The following is a 19,904-nucleotide window of genomic DNA, read 5'->3' as shown; positions in this document are numbered from 1 at the left end:
AAAGGAAAGGTAAGGTAAAACACCGTCCCGCTACCGACATGGGATTTAAAGGATACAATGCCACCGGCATTCTCTACGGCCTGCTTCACAAAGGCAAGCCCCAGCCCCGTTCCTGATGATTTGGTAGTGAAGTTCGGCACAAAAATTTTCTCCTGCTCAGCTTCAGGAATGCCTTTACCATTGTCTTCAACCTCTACCAGCACCTCGTTTTCATCAATCAGGATGTTGATCTTGATGAGACACTTCATGTCTGCTTTCCTGGCTTCGATTGCATTCTTCAGTAAATTGTTAAACGTACGCAGCAACTGGTCTTTATCCCCTTGTACCATCAAGTCGCCACTTGTATGGTTCAGGATATAAATTTCTACCCCTTCTGTGTTGGTGAATACATCTCGCGCCTGCTGGATAATGGGCAGCAGCTCCAGACGCTCGAGCTTCGTGTCCGGCATTTTCGCAAAATTGGAAAACTCCGATGCGATAGACGCCAGGCTGTCGATCTGCTCCACAAAAGACTTATTGAACCGCTCAAACTTCTTCTCGAAGTTAGGATCCTTCTCCCGCCACGATTTCTCCAGCAGTTGCACACCCAGTTTCAGCGGTGTCAGCGGATTTTTGATCTCGTGAGCCACCTGCTTCGCCATTTCCCTCCAGGCAATCTCACGTTCCGACCTCGCCAGCTTGCTCGCGCTGTCTTCCAGTGCCGAAATCATCTTGTTGTACTCCTTGATCAGTGAGCCGATCTCATCGTGCCGGGACCACTGAATGGGCTGGTTCTTCTGCCCCAGTTTCGTCTTGCGGATGCTCTCCTGAATAAAAGTCAGCGGACTGGTGATCTGATTGGCAAGGAATACCGCCAGGATACCAATAGCCACAAATACCAAAGCATAAATATTGATCAGCGTATTGATAAATACATTGATCTTACTTTGATAGTCGGCCTCATTGGCGTAATAAGGCAAGCCCATATAGGCAACGGTTTCGTTCATCGAATTCCTGATCGGCACATATGCAGAAGAATAGGTAAAATCGCCGATCCGCTCTGTCTCATTGATGTATTCCGACCGCTGCATCTGGTGCAGGTGAATATAACCATCCGCCCCCATCCTGCGCCCAATGATGCCCAGGTCATAAATCCGCGGCAATGAGGTATACAATAACGTTCCGTTGGTATCAAAAAGATTGAGATAAGCAGAATTCAGGTCTGCAAACTGGTTAAACTCATGCACAGATTTATCACCTACGGCAGGTATACCATCTTTAAAAATACTCTTCTCATAAGACAGCTGCACCTTTCGGACTTTTTCCCTGATGTAGCGCTCCTGCTGCTTCCGGTATTCATCACGGATGTAAAAATAAGTGGTCCAGCCTACAATAATCAGCGTAGCAACCACAGAAAGCACAATGGAAAACTGTATCCTCGTTTTATACAGGATCTTATTGGCATTGATCATCAAGGAACGATTGATGTTGAACCAACCACCCCAGTTGGCATTGATGTTTCTGAGCAGCCAGTTCAACCCATACAATATGACGGAGAAAATGATGAATACGAGAAAAAAGAAAGACAGCGTCGCCAGCCTGGTGACATAATCCACCTTTTCCTTACTGATGACGATCAGCTTCGAATGAATAGGTCTGTATACCAGGTGTGTATAACCAAGGCTATCGGAGATGAGCTGAGGTTTCTTCAGCATCGCCTTAAACTCATCCCCATACAGCTTATAGGTGAATTTACCCCATTGGGTGGCCAGCTTGCCGTAACTGTAAAAGGCAAAAGAATAATTGTTATAGTCAATCTCACTGGTGTGTTTGCCGTCGATCAGGATCTCCGGCAGCAGACTGTTGTAATTGTACTGCTGGGATTTCAACTCAATTACAAGCGTACCAAGAATATGGTTATCCTCAAAGATGGGGATGATGCCAAAATAATTCTGATAACCGAACGTATCGTTCAGACGGTAGAAAAAGTTCGATTCAGAGGCCTTTACGGTCCCCGATTGTACCAGTTTTTTATAATAGCTCAGGGGGACACCTTCTCCGGAAATGGAGGAATCACGTCCATCGTACCCATACAGCGCATATTCGAACTTGGAAAGGTAGCCCGTCAAAAACTGTTTACTGATGTGACGCTGAAGAATATCAGAACGTCGCAATGCCGGCTGCTTGAAATAATCAGCCACAAAACTATCGGTATACACGCCTACCTCCAGGTTTTCTATGGAACTGATGATCTTTGGGTCGTCGGCAGACTCCAGCTTCTGAGCAATCGAATACCGTTTGTTCTTTTCCTTGATGTCGATGAACTTCAGGTATTTCACCGAAGATATAAAAGCAAGACAGAAAAATAAAGCCGCGAAAATCCCAATGGACAACACCCCATCCTGCAGGTACAGGTTCCAGGCAATGATAAAAATGAAGACTGCGTAAACAATGAAAAAGATACTAAAACCCGTCTCCAGCCGGTAAATAAGATAACAGGCAAAGGCGCCCAGAAACAGGATGAGCCGTTCCTTATTCGTCACTTTCAACTGCATGCTTTGCAGCATAAAAATGTGTATGATCAGGTAAAGGTTGAACCATACCAGACACAGGATCAGGATACTGACCCAGCTAACCCAGCCCAGGTTGATGATATTGGTAATGTCAAAATTGATCTTCGAATTGATGATCAGCCCCAGAAAGATCTGGTTGCACAATAAGCCCAGCAAACCAAACAAGGCGAGCAGCCCCAGATGAAAGGCAAGTCCGCCGACCTTACTCCGCAGCAGCCAGCGGGGAAGCATGTATTTGTACCGATGTTTGAAAATGAAACAGGTGACCCAGGTAAAGGCGAGCACATTCAGCAGGAAATCCCCCAGCGAGGGCATGAAAAAACTCTCCCCATAAATCGTCGGACTGAAAATCATGAGGTTGAACTGGTGATTAAACCATCCATACTCGAGGTCCGTTACCCGCAGCAATACGAAAAATATCGCCAGCACCACTGTTCCAGACAGCAGCTTTCCTTTTTTTGCCAGCCATTCGGCCAGGGCATTGAAGAAAAGACAAAAACTGAAAATACCAATTGCCCATAGCCATACCTCAATGGTGGCATAGACACTCTTGGAGTAGCCCTGCTTCAGCTTCACCTCAAACAGCAGCTTCCCGTCATGATTATTGATGCCATAGATCTCAGCATCCACAAAGGAAGCCAGAGATAGCGAATTGGAGGCCAGCAAATACGGAGAAATGGCGTTGTTCAGGTATTGGTTCTGGATGTTGTACTGGTTTTTTACTGCAATGAGAAAAACCAGCGCGGTATTGCCTTTGGTCTTCCGGATGACTTCATACCATCCATTTGGAAACTGCAGGAAAGAAGAGCCCTCGTCAATGGCATCCAGATTTGATGGAAAGGCATCCAACGAGCTCCAGAATTTTAATTCCGAGTGTTCATAGATCAGCAAGCTCAGTCCGTCATTACAGTAGGTATTGATGAAACTTAACTCGTTGTGATCATTGTGGGGCAGTTGAGCAACCTCTTCCAGGCGTTGCGGATCGGAAATCAGGTCGTATACCACCTGCTCTTTGGCCCTCAGGTTTTCCTGGAGTTGCGCAGCTTCATGGGCAAGCAATTCCTTCCTACTGATTGTGCTCTTTAAAGAAAGGGCCGTACCGATACAGCAGGCCCCCAAAATCAATAAAAGAATTCTTATTTTACCCGTTACACTCACGCTGACTTTGTTTAAATAAGGAAATAAACAAACCGCCTAAGCGATACTTGCTGCACTTGCAGGCATGGCACGGTTTACTTTTTTAACAAGCCCCTGCAATACGTTGCCTGGCCCCACCTCAACAAATTCCGTAGCACCATCGGCAATCATACGTTCAATCGTCTGTGTCCATTTCACGGCACCTGTAAGCTGCGTAATGAGGTTGGCCTTGATCATTGCAGGATCGGTATAGGCCGATGCATCCACATTCTGATAGATCGGACATACTGGTGGAAGAACGGTTACATTTTCAATTGCCTCTTTCAGCTCCAGACGTGCCGGCTCCATCAGCGGAGAGTGGAATGCACCACCAACATTCAGCTTCAGTGCACGTTTCGCTCCTGCCGCAGTCAGCTGCTGGCAAGCCTCGTCTACACCTTCGATGCTTCCGGAAATTACAATCTGTCCGGGACAATTGTAATTGGCCGCAACGACCACCTCATCGATGCCTTCGCATACTTTCTCCACCACTTCATCTGCAAGTCCCAGAATAGCCGCCATCGTGGAAGGCTGCAATTCACATGCTTTCTGCATGGCATTGGCACGTGCAATCACCAGTTTCAACCCATCCTCAAATGACAATGCTGAAGCGGCTACCAGCGCTGAAAACTCACCTAAAGAGTGCCCCGCAACCATATCAGGCTTGAAATCCTCACCTAAGGTTTTCGCAAGGATCACAGAATGAAGAAAAATCGCAGGTTGGGTAACTTTAGTCTCTTTAAGTTCCTCATCGCTGCCAGCAAACATGATGTCGCTGATGCGGAACCCTATAATATCGTTGGCCTGTTCAAACAGTGCTTTTGCCTTTTCATTTTCGTACAGTTCCTTGCCCATGCCCGAAAACTGCGCACCTTGTCCAGGGAATAAATATGCTTTCATAAATTATGCTTAATTCTTTTTATTAATGTAGGTTGGCAGTGATTAACCTCAAAAACTCTGCCCGTGTTTTATCTTTAGAAAATTCTCCTGTAAATGCCGAGGTGGTGGTGACAGAATTCTGCTTCTGAATCCCCCGCATGGCCATACACAGGTGTTTACACTCGATGACAACTGCAACACCCACTGGATTCAAAGTGTCCTGAATACAGTCCCGGATCTCATTCGTCAGTCGCTCCTGTACCTGCAGCCGTCTTGCAAAAGCATCTACCACCCTTGGGATCTTGCTCAGTCCGACAATATGCCCGTTGGGAATGTAGGCAATGTGTGCTTTCCCAAAAAATGGCAGCATGTGGTGCTCGCACATAGAAAAAACTTCAATGTCCTTCACCACCACCATCTGGCTATAGTCTTCCTTAAACATGGCTCCGCGCAGAATCTCCGCAGGGTTCAGGTCATATCCATGGGTAAGGTACTGCAAGGCCTTTGCTACACGCTCCGGTGTCTTGATTAAACCTTCGCGCTCAGGATTCTCTCCCAGCTTGCTCAGTATATCTGTATAATGATTTGCAATAGAAGCAGTTTTCGCTTCGTTGTAACGGTCTATCTTGATATATCCGTCCTCCTGCTCATCGAAATGATCTGTATGATTGGTCATATGTAAAATTGCTTAACCGAAGTATTCGACGTAATTATTTTCGGTTTCGTAGATTTTTATTGCGTGTAATTCAGCGCCGGATCCGGCGATCAGTTTTGCCAGCTCATCCCAGATGGCGATGACAAGGTTTTCTGTCGATGCCAGCTTGCCTTTCATGAAGTCAACATCCAGGTTCAGGTTTCTATGGTCGATCTTTTCCACCACAGCATTGTTGATCAGGTCCTTCAACCATTTAAGGTCTACCAGAAAGCCCGTTTCAGGATTGATCTCGCCTTTAACAGTCACATACAGCTGGTAATTGTGCCCATGCCAGTTTGGATTGGCGCATTTACCATAAACCTCTGTATTTTTATCTTCCGACCAGTCGGGCCTGGATAACTTATGGGCAGCGTTAAATGATGCTTTTCTCGTTATGTATATCATTATCGGTTATGTTGTTGACAAATATACGCAGAAAGCTTAAAGTAGAAAGGTTTAATCTATAACTTAGGGGGCATGAAGCTGCTGATCGTCGCCGCAACGGCACCGGAAATTAACCTGCTGATCCAACATTTTGACCTGCCTGATGCTGATTTTATAGAAACAGCGGATTTTGATGTGCTCATCACCGGCGTAGGGATGACCGCCACCGCTTTTGCATTAGGCAGATACCTTAACCAAAGCTATGACCTTGTGCTCAACCTGGGAATTGCAGGTTCCTTTGACTTTTCCTTACCCCTTGGAGGCCTGGTGAATATCGTGAGTGACACCTTCTCCGAGTTGGGTGCAGAAGACCATGACCGCTTCCTGCCCATAGAAACGCTTGGTTTTGGAAAGAGCAGCTACCATAGTACTGGTGGACCGGTCACAGCCATCCTAGATGAACTGCCCAGAGTGAAGGGAATCACCGTTAACAAAGTGCACGGCAACGCTGATAGCATCCGGCAGGCCGTAACATCCTTCCAACCGGTTGCAGAAAGCATGGAGGGCGCCGCAGTATTTTACGCCGCAGCGCAGCTGCAGATTCCCGCAATTCAGGTCCGGAGCATCTCCAACTACGTAGAGCCCCGCAACCGCGAAAGATGGCAGATTGGCCCGGCCATCGCCAGCCTTAATCTTTGGGCAATCCGATTTTTGACAAACGCATAACCTTTGCTTCCGCTGTAGTCATTACATTTGACTACAGTTGAAATAAAAAATAAAATCATGACACTTACTCTCGGATTTTCTCCCTGTCCAAACGACACCTTTATCTTCGATGCGCTCATCCACCATAAAATTGATACGGAAGGACTTGAATTTGAAGTCTTCTTCGACGATGTGGAAACCCTTAACCAAAAGGCAATAAGAGCTGAACTCGACATCAGCAAACTCAGCTTTCACGCTTTTGCACACGTCTATGATCAATATGAGTTGCTGGATGCCGGAAGTGCCCTTGGTTTTGGTGTAGGCCCTATGCTCATCTCTAAAAATGAATACCTCGCTAACCACCCGGACAACCTGAATAAGAACCTTCGTGTGGGCATTCCTGGAAAATATACAACCGCCAACTTTCTCCTGGGCATTGCTTTTCCCCATTTAGTGGAAAAGCAGGAAATGGTTTTCTCTGAAATTGAGCAGTCACTGCTGGACGAGAAGATCGACCTCGGTCTGATCATCCATGAGAACAGGTTCACCTATATGGACAAGGGACTGCATAAGGTCATGGACCTTGGAAGCTACTGGGAGCAGCAAACCGGCTGTGCCATCCCACTTGGAGGCATTGTCATCAATAGAAAGCTGGACCGCAAGCTGAAAGAAAAGGTAAACCGCATTTTAAGGAAATCTGTAGAATATGCTTTTGCAAATCCCAAATCAGGGATTGAGTTCATCCGCCACCATGCCCAGGAAATGAGCGAAGAGGTCATGTACAAACACATTGAGCTGTATGTAAATAAATATTCAATAGACCTTGGCCCTGAGGGCAGAAAGGCAATTGATGTGATGTTTGACCTGGCGCAGCAAAACGGCCTCATCAAGCGCATTACAAAGGAGCTTTACCTGATGTCCTAGTTACAGGGACCATCAGGAATCTCCTTGGTGATCTTCAACACCTTGGTTACCACCATGGTTGAATCGAAATCCGCCGAAACAATCAGGCTGTCAGATTTCACTACATGACATTCTACCTCTATATATACTGGCTCATAGGGCTTCTCAAAATCGAAGTTACTATAAGCCAGTTCAAGTGTTTTTGCGCTATCCGCAACCCAGTATTCATTCCCCTTCTCACAATCGGTAAAAGACTTGATCTCCGGCCCGTAGCTGTACAACCCTTTCATTACCCTTCCCTGCTCCTGCTCCGCCGGCTTAGGATTCGAGTTACAGGCAACAATAAAGGCAGAAAGTACAGTTAACCACAGTAAGGTTTTCATAGATGTATTCATAGTATTAGAGATCTTTATTTAGCTGGTCCACCTTTTTGACGCTAAGATTAGATGACAAAGCTGATGCCATAAAAGAGAACACCGTCACAGTAAAAAAAACCAGCAGGAAATCTTTGTATTTTAACGCTATGGGATAAGCATTTGTGATCATGAGGTTATCCTCTGACATTTTGACCATCCCATATTCCCGCTGCAGCAGACAAAAGATGAACCCCACCGTCAGCCCGGCGATACAGCCTGCCATGGTGATCATCATGCCCTCAAAAAGAAAAATTCTTTTGATGAGTTTTTTGCCCGCACCAAGGCTACTCAGAATGGCAATATCCTTTAACTTGTCGATCACCAGCATCGTTAGCGAGCCAATAATGTTAAAAATGGCGATGATCAGGATGAAGGTTAAAATGATATAAACTGCCCATTTCTCACTCCCCAGGATATTGTGCAGCACCTTATTTTGCTGGATCCTGTCCTTCACCTCAAAACCTTTAGGGATGGTCTGTTCCAGCTTGTCCTTAAATTGGTCAGCATCAACACCCTTGTTCAGGTTGATCTCTATTGCAGAGATCTTAGTCGGCTCATCCAGCAATCTTCTGGCAAATGCCAGGGGTACAATAGCCACATTATCAAAGTCCTGCTGCACCTCAAAAACACCAGACACCGGAATGGACAACATCGTAAAGTCATCCCCCGGATTAATGTTTGACGGTCGTGCCCCTTTCTTGGGCGAATAGATCTGCAGTGGATTGAAAGGATCCGTAGTATTCACCATCAGGAAGTTCTGTATCGCAGAACCAATTACGGCGTAATCCGCATCTGCAGCTCCCAATAGGAAATGCCCGTCGATGATCGTACTGTCCAGACTTTTGTTCTTCAGGTACTCTGGCCCAACTCCCTTCACCAGACCAACGGATTGTTTATCGTTATACCTTAACAAAGCGTTTTCAGACAATACTTCCACATAAGAATAGATTGACTTGTCCAGTTTCAGTTGCTGGAAATATTCAGTACCGGGCTCAAAAGTCTTGCCTTTTTCAGGCATGATCACCACCTGTGGGGTCATGGTATTGAACATCTTCAGCACCACTTCCTCAAAGCCATTGAATACAGAAAGGATAATGATCAGCGCCGCGCTGCCAACAAAAACCCCCAATACTGAAATCGTGGAGATGATGTTGATCGCGTTGGTAGACTTCTTGGCAAAAAGATACCTGCGGGCGATATAAAAAGCTGTATTCAATGTTGTGGATTAACAATTATTGTAAAAATGGATTGTGCTCACGCTCAAAACCGATGGTAGTCGACTGTCCATGGCCGGGGTAAACAACGCAATCATCAGGCAATATAAACAAGTTATTTCTGATACTGCTGATCAATTGATCATGATTGCCTCCAGGGAGGTCTGTTCTTCCGATGCTCCGGTAGAATAAAGCATCTCCACCGATCAGAAAACCGTCTTCCCTTGCATGAAAACATAAATGCGCCGGGGAATGGCCGGGTACAAAGATCAACTCAAGCGCACTCTTACCAAATTCCACAGTGCCCTGCTCAGGCAAAAAGACTTCCGGCTCCGGGGACAGCTCATAGCTGAGCCCCATTTGTGGTGCGTAACCAGGAATAGCCTGCAAAATGACAAGCTCCCCCTGATGAAACTGCGGTTTTAAACTCCAGTTGTCATATACAAACTTGTTCCCGAACACATGGTCCAGGTGACAATGGGTATTGAGCAGCAGCTCCGGTTTCAACTGTTGCTCCCTGATGAAACGTACCAGCTCATTCTGCTCCTCAGGATAGTACATCCCAGGGTCAATGATGGCAGCGGCTCCGCTTTCATCATACAATACATACGTGTTCTCCTGATAAGGGTTAAATGTAAATCGCTGAATACTGATCATATCTTTAGCTGTTAGTCTTTCCATTTAAAGGTACTGATCAGACGATCAATATCCTTTTTGATAAAGCCAACCACAGGCTGAATGGAATCATATTGTGGCCGCTCATTAAAGTAAAGGGCTCCCCTGAAATAATGTTTCACGCTGTCTGTCAGAAAAAACTGTACAGAAGATGCGGTATTCCCTTCTATCGCATAATAGATGCCATAAACCTTCCGATCAGGATAATTGATCAGCTTTTGGTCGATGGCATTTGCTTTAACAGTATGCTTAAAGGCAAATGTCCGCGCATCTTCCACCAACGCGGCATAGGCCTGTTTCGAGCTCACATCATAGTAAGTCAAATGCAGACGGCCATTAAATTGCGGAAATGAAAGGTTATACCAGCATGGGCGTGTATCCCTGCTGTCATCAGGCAGCATCTGCCCATATACCGGGTAATCAAAGGAATAAGCACAGCCCTGTTCAAAATGCTGATAGGCTTTTTTGGGTAATTCAATGTGGAAATAACCCCTGGGCTTTGGTGAATAATCTCCACCTCCACAGGCTGCAGCTGCTACCGTCAGGATCACCAGTAAAACGGGAAAATATCTTTTCATATCAGGAATTCCATATGTACCAGGACCGTTCTGCCTGCAGGTGCAACATCTCCAGTCCGTTTTTCACCGCAGCTCCCTGCGCCAGTGATTTCGACAGAAAGGTAGTCAGCTCCGGGTTGTATACCAGGTCGTAAGCCAGGTGCAGTGGCCCCAATGCTTCATAAGGAATATCAGGACAGCTGTCGTAGTCCGGCGACATGCCCAGTGGAGTCGTGTTGATCAGGAGGGTATGGCTTTTCAATATGACCCCATCGATGTCTTTGTAAAGGACAGCTCCCGCTACCGGGTTCCGCATTACTGTCAGAAAAGGGATGTTTAATTTCCTGAGCACATACTTTACCGCTTTTGCAGCACCACCATCGCCAAAGATGAGTGCCTGCTGATGATGGTCTTTCAGATGAGGTTTCAGCGAAACCTCAAATCCGTAAGCATCTGTATTGTATCCTTTCAGCGCTGGCTTGCCGGCTCCAGGACGAATGTCTACACAGTTCACTGCCCCGATGGCCTCCGCTGCTGCATCAAGTGCATCGAGGTGTTCCATCACCGACAACTTATGCGGAATGGTGACATTAATGCCACGCAACTCCGGATCCGCCACCAGCAACGCCGGAAATTCGTCTGTAGTGGCTATCGGATACAGCTCATAGGCACAATCGTCAATATGCTCCCGCTCAAACTTCTCCGTAAAATACTTTTTGGAAAAGGAATGGGACAGCGGATAACCAATTAAGCCGAATTTGCGCATGATGTATCTTAAGCCCGCTGTTTACTTATTCAGATTTAAAAAATGATCAAAGGTATCTCCCCTTAGTCCGAGACGGATCGTCTCCAGAGGAATGACTTCTGCAGGCGCAATGTTACCAAGGTTGACATTGGCACCAAGCAACTTGATGAACCATACCTGCTGCTCCTTCTGTGGGGCTTCCCAGATGATGGTTTCTTCAGGAATCTGCGTCAGGATCTCATCGACCAGACCTTCACGAACTTCGCCTGAACCCCTGTAGATCCCTACATTTCCACCTTCCCTGGCTTCAGCAATCACCTTCCACGAACCCGCCTGGATTTCCGCATTCATCAGCTTGATCCATTTGTAGGGTGCAAAAATCTTGGCAGCATCCTTCGATCCCACTTCAGAAATTACAGTAACCTGCTTCGATAATTGCTCAATATACTGACACTTCAGATCGTGCTCAATGGTAATTGAGCCGTCTGAAACCTCCGCATACTCCATACCGAACTGGTCAAGCACACGGCGGTAATCATCAAACTGGTTCCTGATGGCAAAGGCTTCAAATAATGTCCCTCCAAAATAGGTAGGTATGCCTGCAGATCTATATATGGCTAATTTCTCTTTCAGGTTCGGCGTGACAAATGATGTTGCCCAACCTAATTTAACGATATCGCTGTGTACTCCCGCTACTTCAATAAAGTCTTCAGTTTGCCTTAGACTGAGTCCTTTGTCCATCACCATGGTGAGTCCTTTGTTGCGCGGCTTAACTGATCTCTCGGGTATATTATTTAAAGGGTAATTCATATTGTTCACAAAGGTGAAAAAAAAATGGACAGTTTTTATCAGCTTTTTCTAATAAAAAAGGCAGATTATTTTACGTAACGGTTAATTACTTCAATAATTGCAGTATTGTCCTGTAGCTGCGGCAGATATTCAAATAATATATAGTGTTTGTCAGGGTCAGTTACCAGGGCGGTCTCCAGATAAATCAGCGCATCATTTCGCTCCCCCAGCGCAAGCAGGTAAGCCACCATGCGGTAATACAGTTCAGCCGCATCCGGATTGTTCTTGATGCCATCAAGAATGGTCTCTGAAGCCTCCAGTAAACGCCCTTGCTCATATAATAAGGTAGAGAAATCCAGCCAGGCTTCTACGTCTACGGGGTTGTACTCAAGCACTTTGTAATAGGCCTCTATCGACTGCTCAATCTGGCCCAGTTTATAACAGGCATCAGCCATGGCAAACCAGAAGTCAGGGTTCTCCCCGTCCAGCTCCAGCGCCTTTCTGTAAAAATGAAGTGACTCAAAGATCCGCTCCTCAAAATTCAACGTCACACCGATCCCAAACCAGGCATCAGCCATCTTCGGATCCATCTTCACCGACTTCTTATAATAAGAACGTGCCTCATCCATCTGCTCCAGCTTCTCATAACACTCGCCGATGGCACAGTAGGTATCTGCATTAGGTGGTTCGTATTCAAACGTCTGTTTATATACGGCGATGGCCTCTGCATAACGGTCCAGCTGAACCAATGCATTTCCTTTGTTGTAATAGGCGGAAGCAAAGTTATCCTTAATGAGGATCGCGTAATCGTAAGCATCAATCGCTTTCTCATAAAGATCCAGCTTATGATAAGAGTTCGCCAGGTTATACCATGCCGCATACGAATACGGATCATTGTCTATATACTCCTGGTAAAATTTAATGCTTTCCTCCTGCTTATCGAGGATATCGTAACAAAAAGCCAGCTCATATAAGCCGTCTTTGTTCTCCATATTCTGCTCCAGGCTCTGTTTGATGTACACAATCGCCTGTTCATAGTCCAGCATGTTCTGGTAAACGTAAGCGATCTGCAGCAGGATCTCATCGGTAGTTTCCGCAAGTCCCAGTGCGGTCTGAAAATTATCCAGCGCCTCCGAATAACGTTCCAGGCTGTTGAAAATATTGCCGCGGAGGATGTAAATCTCTGCCTCTGATGCTTCCAGCAATTCCGCTTTCTGCAAGGAAAGGAACGCCCTTTCGATTTGGTCGGTAATGAAATACAGCTGCGCCTGCTTGACCAGAAAAACAGCAGCATAAGGGTGTTGGTTAACGGCGTACTCTATTACCTGGAGCGCCTTTACAGGGTCACTTTTCTCGATGTAATAATCGATGATATTCTCAAAAGCCTGAGCATCAAAAAAATACTGATCCTCATTGCGTATCATCTCTTCATAACGTTCTACAGAACGTTGCGCATCATCACTAAAATCAAAATAAAACTCCTCTTCCATATCGCTAATAATTAAAGAACAGATCCCCTATCTTATATACACATCATAAGTTTACAACATTTATATTAGGATACATGAAAAAATTATCAACATACAAACAACTCAATTGATAACCTGCTGATAGTATTTATTTTAACAAAACATCAATTGAAAATCAAGATGCATTTTCAGCACGACATAGGGGAAGCTCAGAATTATAGTACAAAATAACGGAACTTTAATCCAAGTCTCGTAAAATTGACGTCACGAAAATATATTGTTGCTATTTTTTTGTTGATTTGTAGCGCAATTGTCAACCCCTTCCGGGTCAGCATCACAGACTTATGAAAACAAACATCACCTCCGTACTGGAAACACTGGGCATCCAGTCCTTAAATCCAGGATACAGCAGCGGCAGCAATGCCGCTTCCCTCAGCAATGGTCCGGCTATAGACAGCTATTCGCCGGTCGACGGGAGTAAGATTGCCTCGGTAGAGACTGCAACAGAAGAAAACTATAACACCGTTATGGCAAAGGCTGGCGAGGCCTTTCTGTTCTGGAGGACTCAGCCTGCACCAAAACGTGGCGAGCTTGTCCGCCAGCTTGGTGATGCACTCCGCACTAAAAAGGAAGCCTTGGGCACACTCGTCTCCTACGAAATGGGGAAAAGCTTGCAGGAAGGCCTTGGTGAAGTGCAGGAGATGATCGACATCTGCGACTTTGCCGTTGGTTTGTCGCGACAACTATATGGCCTCACCATGCATTCCGAACGCAGCAACCACCGCATGTATGAACAATGGCACCCGCTGGGCATCGTTGGCATCATCTCCGCCTTCAACTTCCCCGTAGCGGTATGGAGCTGGAATGCAGCCCTCGCACTGGTATGTGGTAATGTCTGCGTCTGGAAGCCTTCTTCTAAAACTCCCCTATGTGCCATTGCATGCCAAAATATCCTTGCCGAAGTGCTGAAAGAAAATGAGCTCCCCGAGGGCATCAGCAGCCTGCTGATTGGCAATGCGGTCGGCGACCTGATGAACAACGACCAGCGCATCCCGCTGCTTTCATTTACGGGCTCTACAAAAGTGGGCAGAAGGGTTTCTTCAGCTGTAGCAGGCAGGTTCGGCAAGAGCATCCTTGAGCTGGGCGGCAATAATGCCATCATCATCTCTAAAGATGCTGATATCGACATGTCCGTCATCGGTGCCGTATTCGGTGCCGTGGGCACCGCCGGACAAAGGTGCACCTCCACACGAAGGCTCATCATCCATGAGGATATTTATGAAGACTTTAAAAATAAACTCGTCAGCGCCTACGCACAGCTCCGCATCGGTGACCCCCTGGATCAGCACAACCATGTAGGCCCACTGATTGACCAGGCAGCGACCACCCTATACGCGGATGCCATAGAAAAGGGAATCCAGCAGGGTGCCAACTTTGTTGTCGAAGGGGCTGTATTGCAAGGCAGCCCGTATGAATCGGGATGTTATGTAAAACCTTGCGTGGCAGAAGTAGAAAACCACTTCGCCATCGTGCAGGAAGAAACCTTCGCACCCATCCTGTACCTCATCAAATACAAAACTCTGGAAGAAGCCATCGCCCTGCAAAACGATGTACCTCAGGGCCTCTCCTCAGCCATTATGACCCTCAACCTCCGCGAAGCAGAACAGTTTCTTTCGGCATCGGGATCCGACTGTGGCATTGCCAATGTGAACATCGGCACCTCCGGCGCCGAAATCGGTGGCGCCTTCGGTGGAGAGAAGGAAACAGGCGGCGGCAGGGAAAGCGGATCCGACGCATGGAAAGGATACATGCGCCGCCAAACCAATACCATCAACTATTCCAATACACTGCCACTGGCACAAGGCATCAAATTCGACCTCTAGCAAACAAACATTTTTCAACATAACCCAATTTTATTCTGATGAAAAAATTCCTCCTCCCGGTAATCATGCTCACGCTGACCCTCAATGCCAGCGCACAGGACCTTGAAACCATTAAAAAAGACCGCTACACGCTTAACATCATCAACAAGAATGATCAGCTGGACACCAAATTGAAAAAATCGCTTACAGATGCTTTTTTTGTGGCCTATCCTGCCTTCGCCAGGGCCGATGGATACCGCACCAAAAGGGAGGTAGACCTGGAGATCTCCAATGAAACCCCGGGCATCTCCGCAGCGGAAGGTAAAATTACCATCAACCGCGACTGGCTAAAACAACACCCGGAAAACCTGGAGAAAACACTCCGTTATGAGCTGTCACGCCACTGGGTATCGGCAGATACCATTAAAAAAAAGGGATATGAGCTGGTGTTCATCAGCAAAGATCCGAACCTCGACCAGCAGGTAAAACAGAAACTGATTGATACCTACTTCAAAATTTACCCTGTATTGGTCAAAACCTATAACAAGAAATCAACCAAAGAAGTATTGTTTGTGGTCGACACGGCCTATAAAGCTGTCGCTGAAGCCAGTGGTGGCCGCATCCTGTTTAGTGCAGGTTACATGAAGGCACATCCTACAGATATCGACGTGGTCACCCACGAAACCATGCACATCGTACAGGGATATGGCTATAGTGCAGGCCCGGTATGGCTAACGGAAGGGATTGCCGACTACATCCGCTACAAACATGGCGTAGACAATGTGGGCTCGAAATGGAGCCTGCCTGATTTCAACAACCAACAGAGCTACACCAACAGCTACCGCATTACAGCAAGGTTTTTTGCCTGGATAGAAAAAAATGAAAAACCGGGACTCATCAAACAACTGGACCAGGAACTCCGTGCCCATACTTATAATAACGGCTCATGGAAAACGCTGACCGGCAAAACCATTGATGAGCTATGGACAGCTTATGCCCAGAACCCGGTCATCTAAAAACCTTTCCCTTACCAAATACAACAAAGGCTGTCCATATCCATGAGACAGCCTTTCACAATTAAACAGTCACCGTTCTCCTACTGCACCGTATCTTTCTCCAACGGCTTAGGTCCATTTCCTGCAAATTTCGATTTCAGGTCCTCCGTACGGATCGTCAGCACCGCAAATTGCGTTGTATTCAGCTTTGCCCCAAGGCTCTTCTCTACAATATGCTCTTTTGTCGCTCCGCGAAGGATAAGCTCCGACTGGTCCGCTCCTATGGTGTAGATGCCTTCAGCATTCAGTTTCACATCTGCCCTTGCCAGGTCATGAAGAAAAATCTGCATCAACGGCACATTAAACACGCCCTTTGTATTCACCACCGCAGTTCCCGAAACATCAATCCGATACAGCTCGTTTACATAAACAGTCAGCTCTGCGGGAACTTTCTCATTGGAACGAATGTAAAGTGTATGCCCCTGCCGCTGGACCTTGGTCTTTGAGCTGTCGTATTCATACACAGACAGCACACCATGTCGTTTACTCTGAACAAGGGTGACCCTTGCGTTTCCAATAACAACGACCTGGCGAAATGCATCACCCGGCCGGTATACCGGCAAGGGAGCAACCGATGCATGCACATTCAGCATGCCGGCCACCAGGACCAACATCAGTAATACTGAGAATAATTTTTTCATTAAAGCTTTCATCCTGTTTCGATTAATTAACTTTCACACTTTACAGATAAGACGCAGCTCCTTTTAAAAGGTCTCAGAAAAGTGACTTACTTAGATGAACTCCCGGGATATTCGACCAACAGACGATATCGACCGACAAACGCACTAAAAAAAACCAGGATTATTGGGGTAATTATTTGAAAGCATCCCAATTTGATGTATGTTTAAAGATTTTTAAATGCCTAAACAGCCGTTATTTTATTTTTTTACTCATGTTGCGTGTAGATAGTTCCAAACCCTGCAAAATCGTATATTCCTTATGTAAACATGAGTTCTTTGGCTATTTGATAGAGCCTCATATTGTACAGCTCAACCCTCAGGGCGATTTTTCACTTACTTACCAGCGCATATTTTCTCATACTGCCGGAGAATTTGCGAAACACCTGAGCGAAAAAGACCTGAAGCTCATTAAAATCCTTGATGAAACCGAACAGGACTTCATCATCAAGAAATACCATAAAAAACCCATCCGCCCTGTAGAATTTTTCAGCAAATTTTTTAATGACAAATTTTATGAAAATGTGCGCCCAAAGATTGAAAAGAAACTGGCGGAGGTACTGGAATACATCAAGGATGACGGTTCCCTGTACCTTATGGATAAGGATGGATGGCCCGCAGAGCGACTGATTGAACGGGCCACGGAAGAGGCTACCGTGCTGTTCCACTTCAGGCGCAACGAAACAGAAACGCGCTACTTCCCCACCATCAAATATCAGGGAATGCGCATAGACTTTATGTTCAAGGATGCACAGGTAATCAGCAACCAGCCGGCATGGCTGCTGCTTAATGACGTGCTCTATTTCTTTGAACAGGGGATTGAAGGCCGAAAACTTCTGCCATTCCTCAATAAAAGGTACATCACCATCCCTAAATCTACGGAAGAGGCTTATTTCGGAAAGTTTGTCGCCCCCCTGATTGAAAAGTACCATGTATATGCCGAGGGCTTCGACATCAAAACGGAAAAACACCTGCCGGTACCTGTCATAAAAGTGATTTACGTCGATGCCGGGATCTCCCAGCTTCAGCTGTATTTCAGGTACGGTACACACGCCTTCGCTATGGGGACCGAAAAGAAAGTAACCGTACACCTGGAAAAAGAGGGAGAAAACTACATCTTCACGCGCATCAAAAGAGATGTGACCTGGGAAAAACAGAAGTTCAGCAGGCTCATCCAACTCGGGCTCAAGAAGACAAGCTCGCTCTACCACCACCTGGAGTTGCCCCCTGTTGCCGAAGAAAACCCATCCTATGCCGTCATCAACTGGGTAAATGAACACATTACCCAGCTTCAGGACGAAGGTTTCGAAATTGAACAGCACCAGGGTGCCAAGAAGTTCCTCTTCGCCACCAGCAAGATCGATTTTGAAATCAAAGAGGACAACGACTGGTTTGACATCAACGCCATTGTTTACTTTGGAACGCACCCAGTTCCTTTCATCTCCCTGAAGCAACATATCCTTCATAAAAAGAGAGAGTTTACACTCCCCGATGGGTCTATTGCCGTTATTCCTGAAAAATGGTTCACGCAGTATGGCAGCCTCTTCAGCCTGTCTGATACAGGAAAAGCGCTGAAGCTTAAAAAGCACCACATCGGCCTCATCAATGACCTCGCCGAGGATGGTATTGCTAATGTGACCCTGAGCCGCAAACTGGAACGGCTGAACGACTTTGAGCATATTGCAGACACCAACATGCCTGTTCACTTTAAAGGTGACCTCCGCAGTTACCAGAAGGCTGGATACAATTGGTTCAGCTTCCTGCGCAGCTACAATTTCGGCGGCTGCCTTGCCGATGACATGGGGCTCGGAAAGACCATCCAGACGCTGGCAATGCTCCAGAAAATCAAAGAAGAAGACGAAGAGCAGGGCACCAAAAGCACATCGCTCATCATCATGCCCACCTCACTGATTTACAACTGGCTCAATGAAGCAAAGAAGTTTACCCCGAAACTGAAAATACATGCCCATACCGGCACCTCCAGAAACAAGGACGTCAGCCAGTTCGCCAAATATGACATCGTCATCACCACGTATGGGATTACCAGGGTAGACATTGACCTGCTTAAGGAGTATTACTTCAATTATATCATCCTGGATGAAAGTCAGAACATTAAAAACCCTTCTTCTAAATCATTCAAGGCGGTAAGGACCCTAAAATCCAGGCATAAGCTCATCCTCAGCGGTACACCCGTGGAGAATTCCGTAAGCGACCTCTGGACGCAGCTGACCTTCCTCAACCCGGGACTGCTGGGCACGCAGGCTTTCTTCAATGAAGAATACGTGCAAGCGATTGAAAAGAAAAAGGATGAAGAGAAAGCACGCAAGCTGCAGGCCATCATCAAGCCTTTTGTGCTGCGACGCACCAAAGAACAGGTGGCGTCGGAGCTGCCCGCAAAAACAGAACAGGTATTTTATTGTGACATGACCGAAGAGCAGGCAGCCTATTACGAGAAAACAAAGTCGGCCTACAGGAACGACCTGCTCAGCAGCATGGATGACGGTACTTATGCCAAAAAGCAAGTGCAGCTGCTCCAGGGGCTTACTGCCCTGCGCCAGCTGGCCAACCACCCGCTCATGATTGATGAGAGTTATGAATCAGACTCGGGAAAATTTGAGAATGTCATCCATACCCTGGACAATGTGCTAAAGGGCGGCCACAAGGTGCTCATCTTTTCGCAGTTTGTGAAACACCTCAGCATCTTCAGAAACTACTTCGAGAAAGAGCAGATCCCATTTTCCTACCTTGACGGATCTACAAAAAACAGGGGGGAGATTGTTGCAGAATTCCAGGAAAACAAAGACCTCAAAGTATTTCTCATTTCCATAAAAGCTGGTGGTGTTGGCCTCAACCTCACACAGGCCGACTATGTCTTTATCCTCGACCCATGGTGGAACCCTGCAGTGGAGCAACAGGCCATCGACCGTAGCCACAGGATCGGGCAGGACAAAAAAGTATTCATCTATAAGTTCATCGCCAAAGATACCGTTGAAGAAAAAATCCTGGCCTTGCAAAACCGTAAAAAAACACTAGCCAATGCCTTGATCACCACGGAAGAAAGCTTCTTTAAGTCACTCAGCAAGGCCGACATCAGCGAACTCCTGAGATAGGATTTCACTAAGAAACAATAAAAGCCCCTGACTGCAGACCTT

At 46.5% G+C, this 19,904-nt stretch carries 17 protein-coding genes; 5 read left to right on the top strand and 12 right to left on the bottom strand.

Features of this window, described 5'->3' with window-relative positions; genetic code table 11:
• From PBAL39_RS23240 to PBAL39_RS23225, 4 genes are all read right to left on the bottom strand, one after another.
• A partial coding sequence (locus PBAL39_RS23240) for a HAMP domain-containing sensor histidine kinase (protein ID WP_232283004.1) occupies nt 1-3,710 on the bottom strand: 3,710 nt, incomplete at its 3' end.
• A gap of 36 nt (nt 3,711-3,746) precedes the next feature.
• Nucleotides 3,747-4,628, bottom strand: a complete 882-nt coding sequence (gene fabD / locus PBAL39_RS23235; RefSeq protein ID WP_008246325.1) for an ACP S-malonyltransferase — start codon at nt 4,626-4,628, stop codon at nt 3,747-3,749.
• Nucleotides 4,629-4,650: 22 nt separating this feature from the next.
• Nucleotides 4,651-5,283: a GTP cyclohydrolase I FolE gene (folE, locus tag PBAL39_RS23230; protein ID WP_008246323.1), complete on the bottom strand. Its 633-nt coding sequence runs from the start codon at nt 5,281-5,283 to the stop codon at nt 4,651-4,653.
• Between the two features lie 12 nt (nt 5,284-5,295).
• Complete coding sequence (locus PBAL39_RS23225) at nt 5,296-5,706, bottom strand: 6-carboxytetrahydropterin synthase (RefSeq protein WP_008246320.1); 411 nt, start codon at nt 5,704-5,706, stop codon at nt 5,296-5,298.
• A gap of 72 nt (nt 5,707-5,778) precedes the next feature.
• Between PBAL39_RS23225 and mqnB the strand changes: the two genes are divergently transcribed.
• Both mqnB and PBAL39_RS23215 read left to right on the top strand, forming a co-directional pair.
• Nucleotides 5,779-6,411 carry a futalosine hydrolase gene (gene mqnB / locus PBAL39_RS23220; RefSeq protein WP_008246313.1) on the top strand — a complete coding sequence of 211 codons (633 nt, stop codon included), beginning with the start codon at nt 5,779-5,781 and terminating at the stop codon, nt 6,409-6,411.
• A gap of 57 nt (nt 6,412-6,468) precedes the next feature.
• On the top strand, nt 6,469-7,314 hold the full coding sequence (locus tag PBAL39_RS23215; RefSeq protein WP_008246312.1) for a menaquinone biosynthesis family protein: 846 nt from the start codon (nt 6,469-6,471) through the stop codon (nt 7,312-7,314).
• On the opposite strand, the gene PBAL39_RS23210 is transcribed toward PBAL39_RS23215, so the two are convergent.
• From PBAL39_RS23210 to PBAL39_RS23180, 7 genes are all read right to left on the bottom strand, one after another.
• Nucleotides 7,311-7,676, bottom strand: coding sequence for a hypothetical protein (locus tag PBAL39_RS23210; protein WP_008246311.1), 366 nt, complete (start codon nt 7,674-7,676; stop codon nt 7,311-7,313). The genes PBAL39_RS23215 and PBAL39_RS23210 overlap by 4 nt on opposite strands.
• Before the next feature lie 16 nt (nt 7,677-7,692).
• Nucleotides 7,693-8,925 (bottom strand): ABC transporter permease, encoded by a 1,233-nt coding sequence (locus PBAL39_RS23205; RefSeq protein WP_008246310.1) that lies wholly within the window; start codon nt 8,923-8,925, stop codon nt 7,693-7,695.
• Nucleotides 8,926-8,941: 16 nt separating this feature from the next.
• Nucleotides 8,942-9,580, bottom strand: a complete 639-nt coding sequence (locus PBAL39_RS23200) for an MBL fold metallo-hydrolase (protein WP_039867572.1) — start codon at nt 9,578-9,580, stop codon at nt 8,942-8,944.
• 11 nt (nt 9,581-9,591) lie between these two features.
• The gene (locus PBAL39_RS23195) at nt 9,592-10,176 is read right to left on the bottom strand and encodes a gliding motility protein GldD (RefSeq protein WP_008246300.1); all 585 of its coding nucleotides are present in this window, start codon (nt 10,174-10,176) and stop codon (nt 9,592-9,594) included.
• Between the two features lies 1 nt (nt 10,177).
• Nucleotides 10,178-10,921: a shikimate dehydrogenase gene (locus PBAL39_RS23190; RefSeq protein ID WP_008246298.1), complete on the bottom strand. Its 744-nt coding sequence runs from the start codon at nt 10,919-10,921 to the stop codon at nt 10,178-10,180.
• 21 nt (nt 10,922-10,942) lie between these two features.
• Nucleotides 10,943-11,710, bottom strand: a complete 768-nt coding sequence (locus PBAL39_RS23185; protein ID WP_039867560.1) for a phosphosulfolactate synthase — start codon at nt 11,708-11,710, stop codon at nt 10,943-10,945.
• Nucleotides 11,711-11,775: 65 nt separating this feature from the next.
• The gene (locus PBAL39_RS23180; protein ID WP_008246295.1) at nt 11,776-13,179 is read right to left on the bottom strand and encodes a lipopolysaccharide assembly protein LapB; all 1,404 of its coding nucleotides are present in this window, start codon (nt 13,177-13,179) and stop codon (nt 11,776-11,778) included.
• Between the two features lie 323 nt (nt 13,180-13,502).
• Between PBAL39_RS23180 and PBAL39_RS23175 the strand changes: the two genes are divergently transcribed.
• Both PBAL39_RS23175 and PBAL39_RS23170 read left to right on the top strand, forming a co-directional pair.
• Nucleotides 13,503-15,041 carry an aldehyde dehydrogenase family protein gene (locus tag PBAL39_RS23175; protein WP_008246292.1) on the top strand — a complete coding sequence of 513 codons (1,539 nt, stop codon included), beginning with the start codon at nt 13,503-13,505 and terminating at the stop codon, nt 15,039-15,041.
• Nucleotides 15,042-15,079: 38 nt separating this feature from the next.
• Nucleotides 15,080-16,036, top strand: coding sequence for a basic secretory protein-like protein (locus tag PBAL39_RS23170; RefSeq protein WP_008246290.1), 957 nt, complete (start codon nt 15,080-15,082; stop codon nt 16,034-16,036).
• Nucleotides 16,037-16,116: 80 nt separating this feature from the next.
• Here PBAL39_RS23170 and PBAL39_RS23165 read toward each other — a convergent pair whose 3' ends face one another.
• Nucleotides 16,117-16,716 (bottom strand): GIN domain-containing protein, encoded by a 600-nt coding sequence (locus PBAL39_RS23165; RefSeq protein WP_157274186.1) that lies wholly within the window; start codon nt 16,714-16,716, stop codon nt 16,117-16,119.
• A gap of 251 nt (nt 16,717-16,967) precedes the next feature.
• On the opposite strand from PBAL39_RS23165, the gene PBAL39_RS23160 reads away from it, so the two are divergent.
• A complete protein-coding gene (locus PBAL39_RS23160) occupies nt 16,968-19,862 on the top strand; it encodes a DEAD/DEAH box helicase (protein WP_008246288.1) in 2,895 nt (964 codons plus the stop codon).
• Nucleotides 19,863-19,904 lie beyond the last annotated feature (42 nt).

It is taken from the genome of Pedobacter sp. BAL39 (genome assembly GCF_000170795.1).
Taxonomy (GTDB): domain Bacteria; phylum Bacteroidota; class Bacteroidia; order Sphingobacteriales; family Sphingobacteriaceae; genus Pedobacter.
The sequence above is the reverse complement of the archived record's forward strand: the minus strand, read 5'-3'. Positions and strand labels throughout refer to the sequence as shown.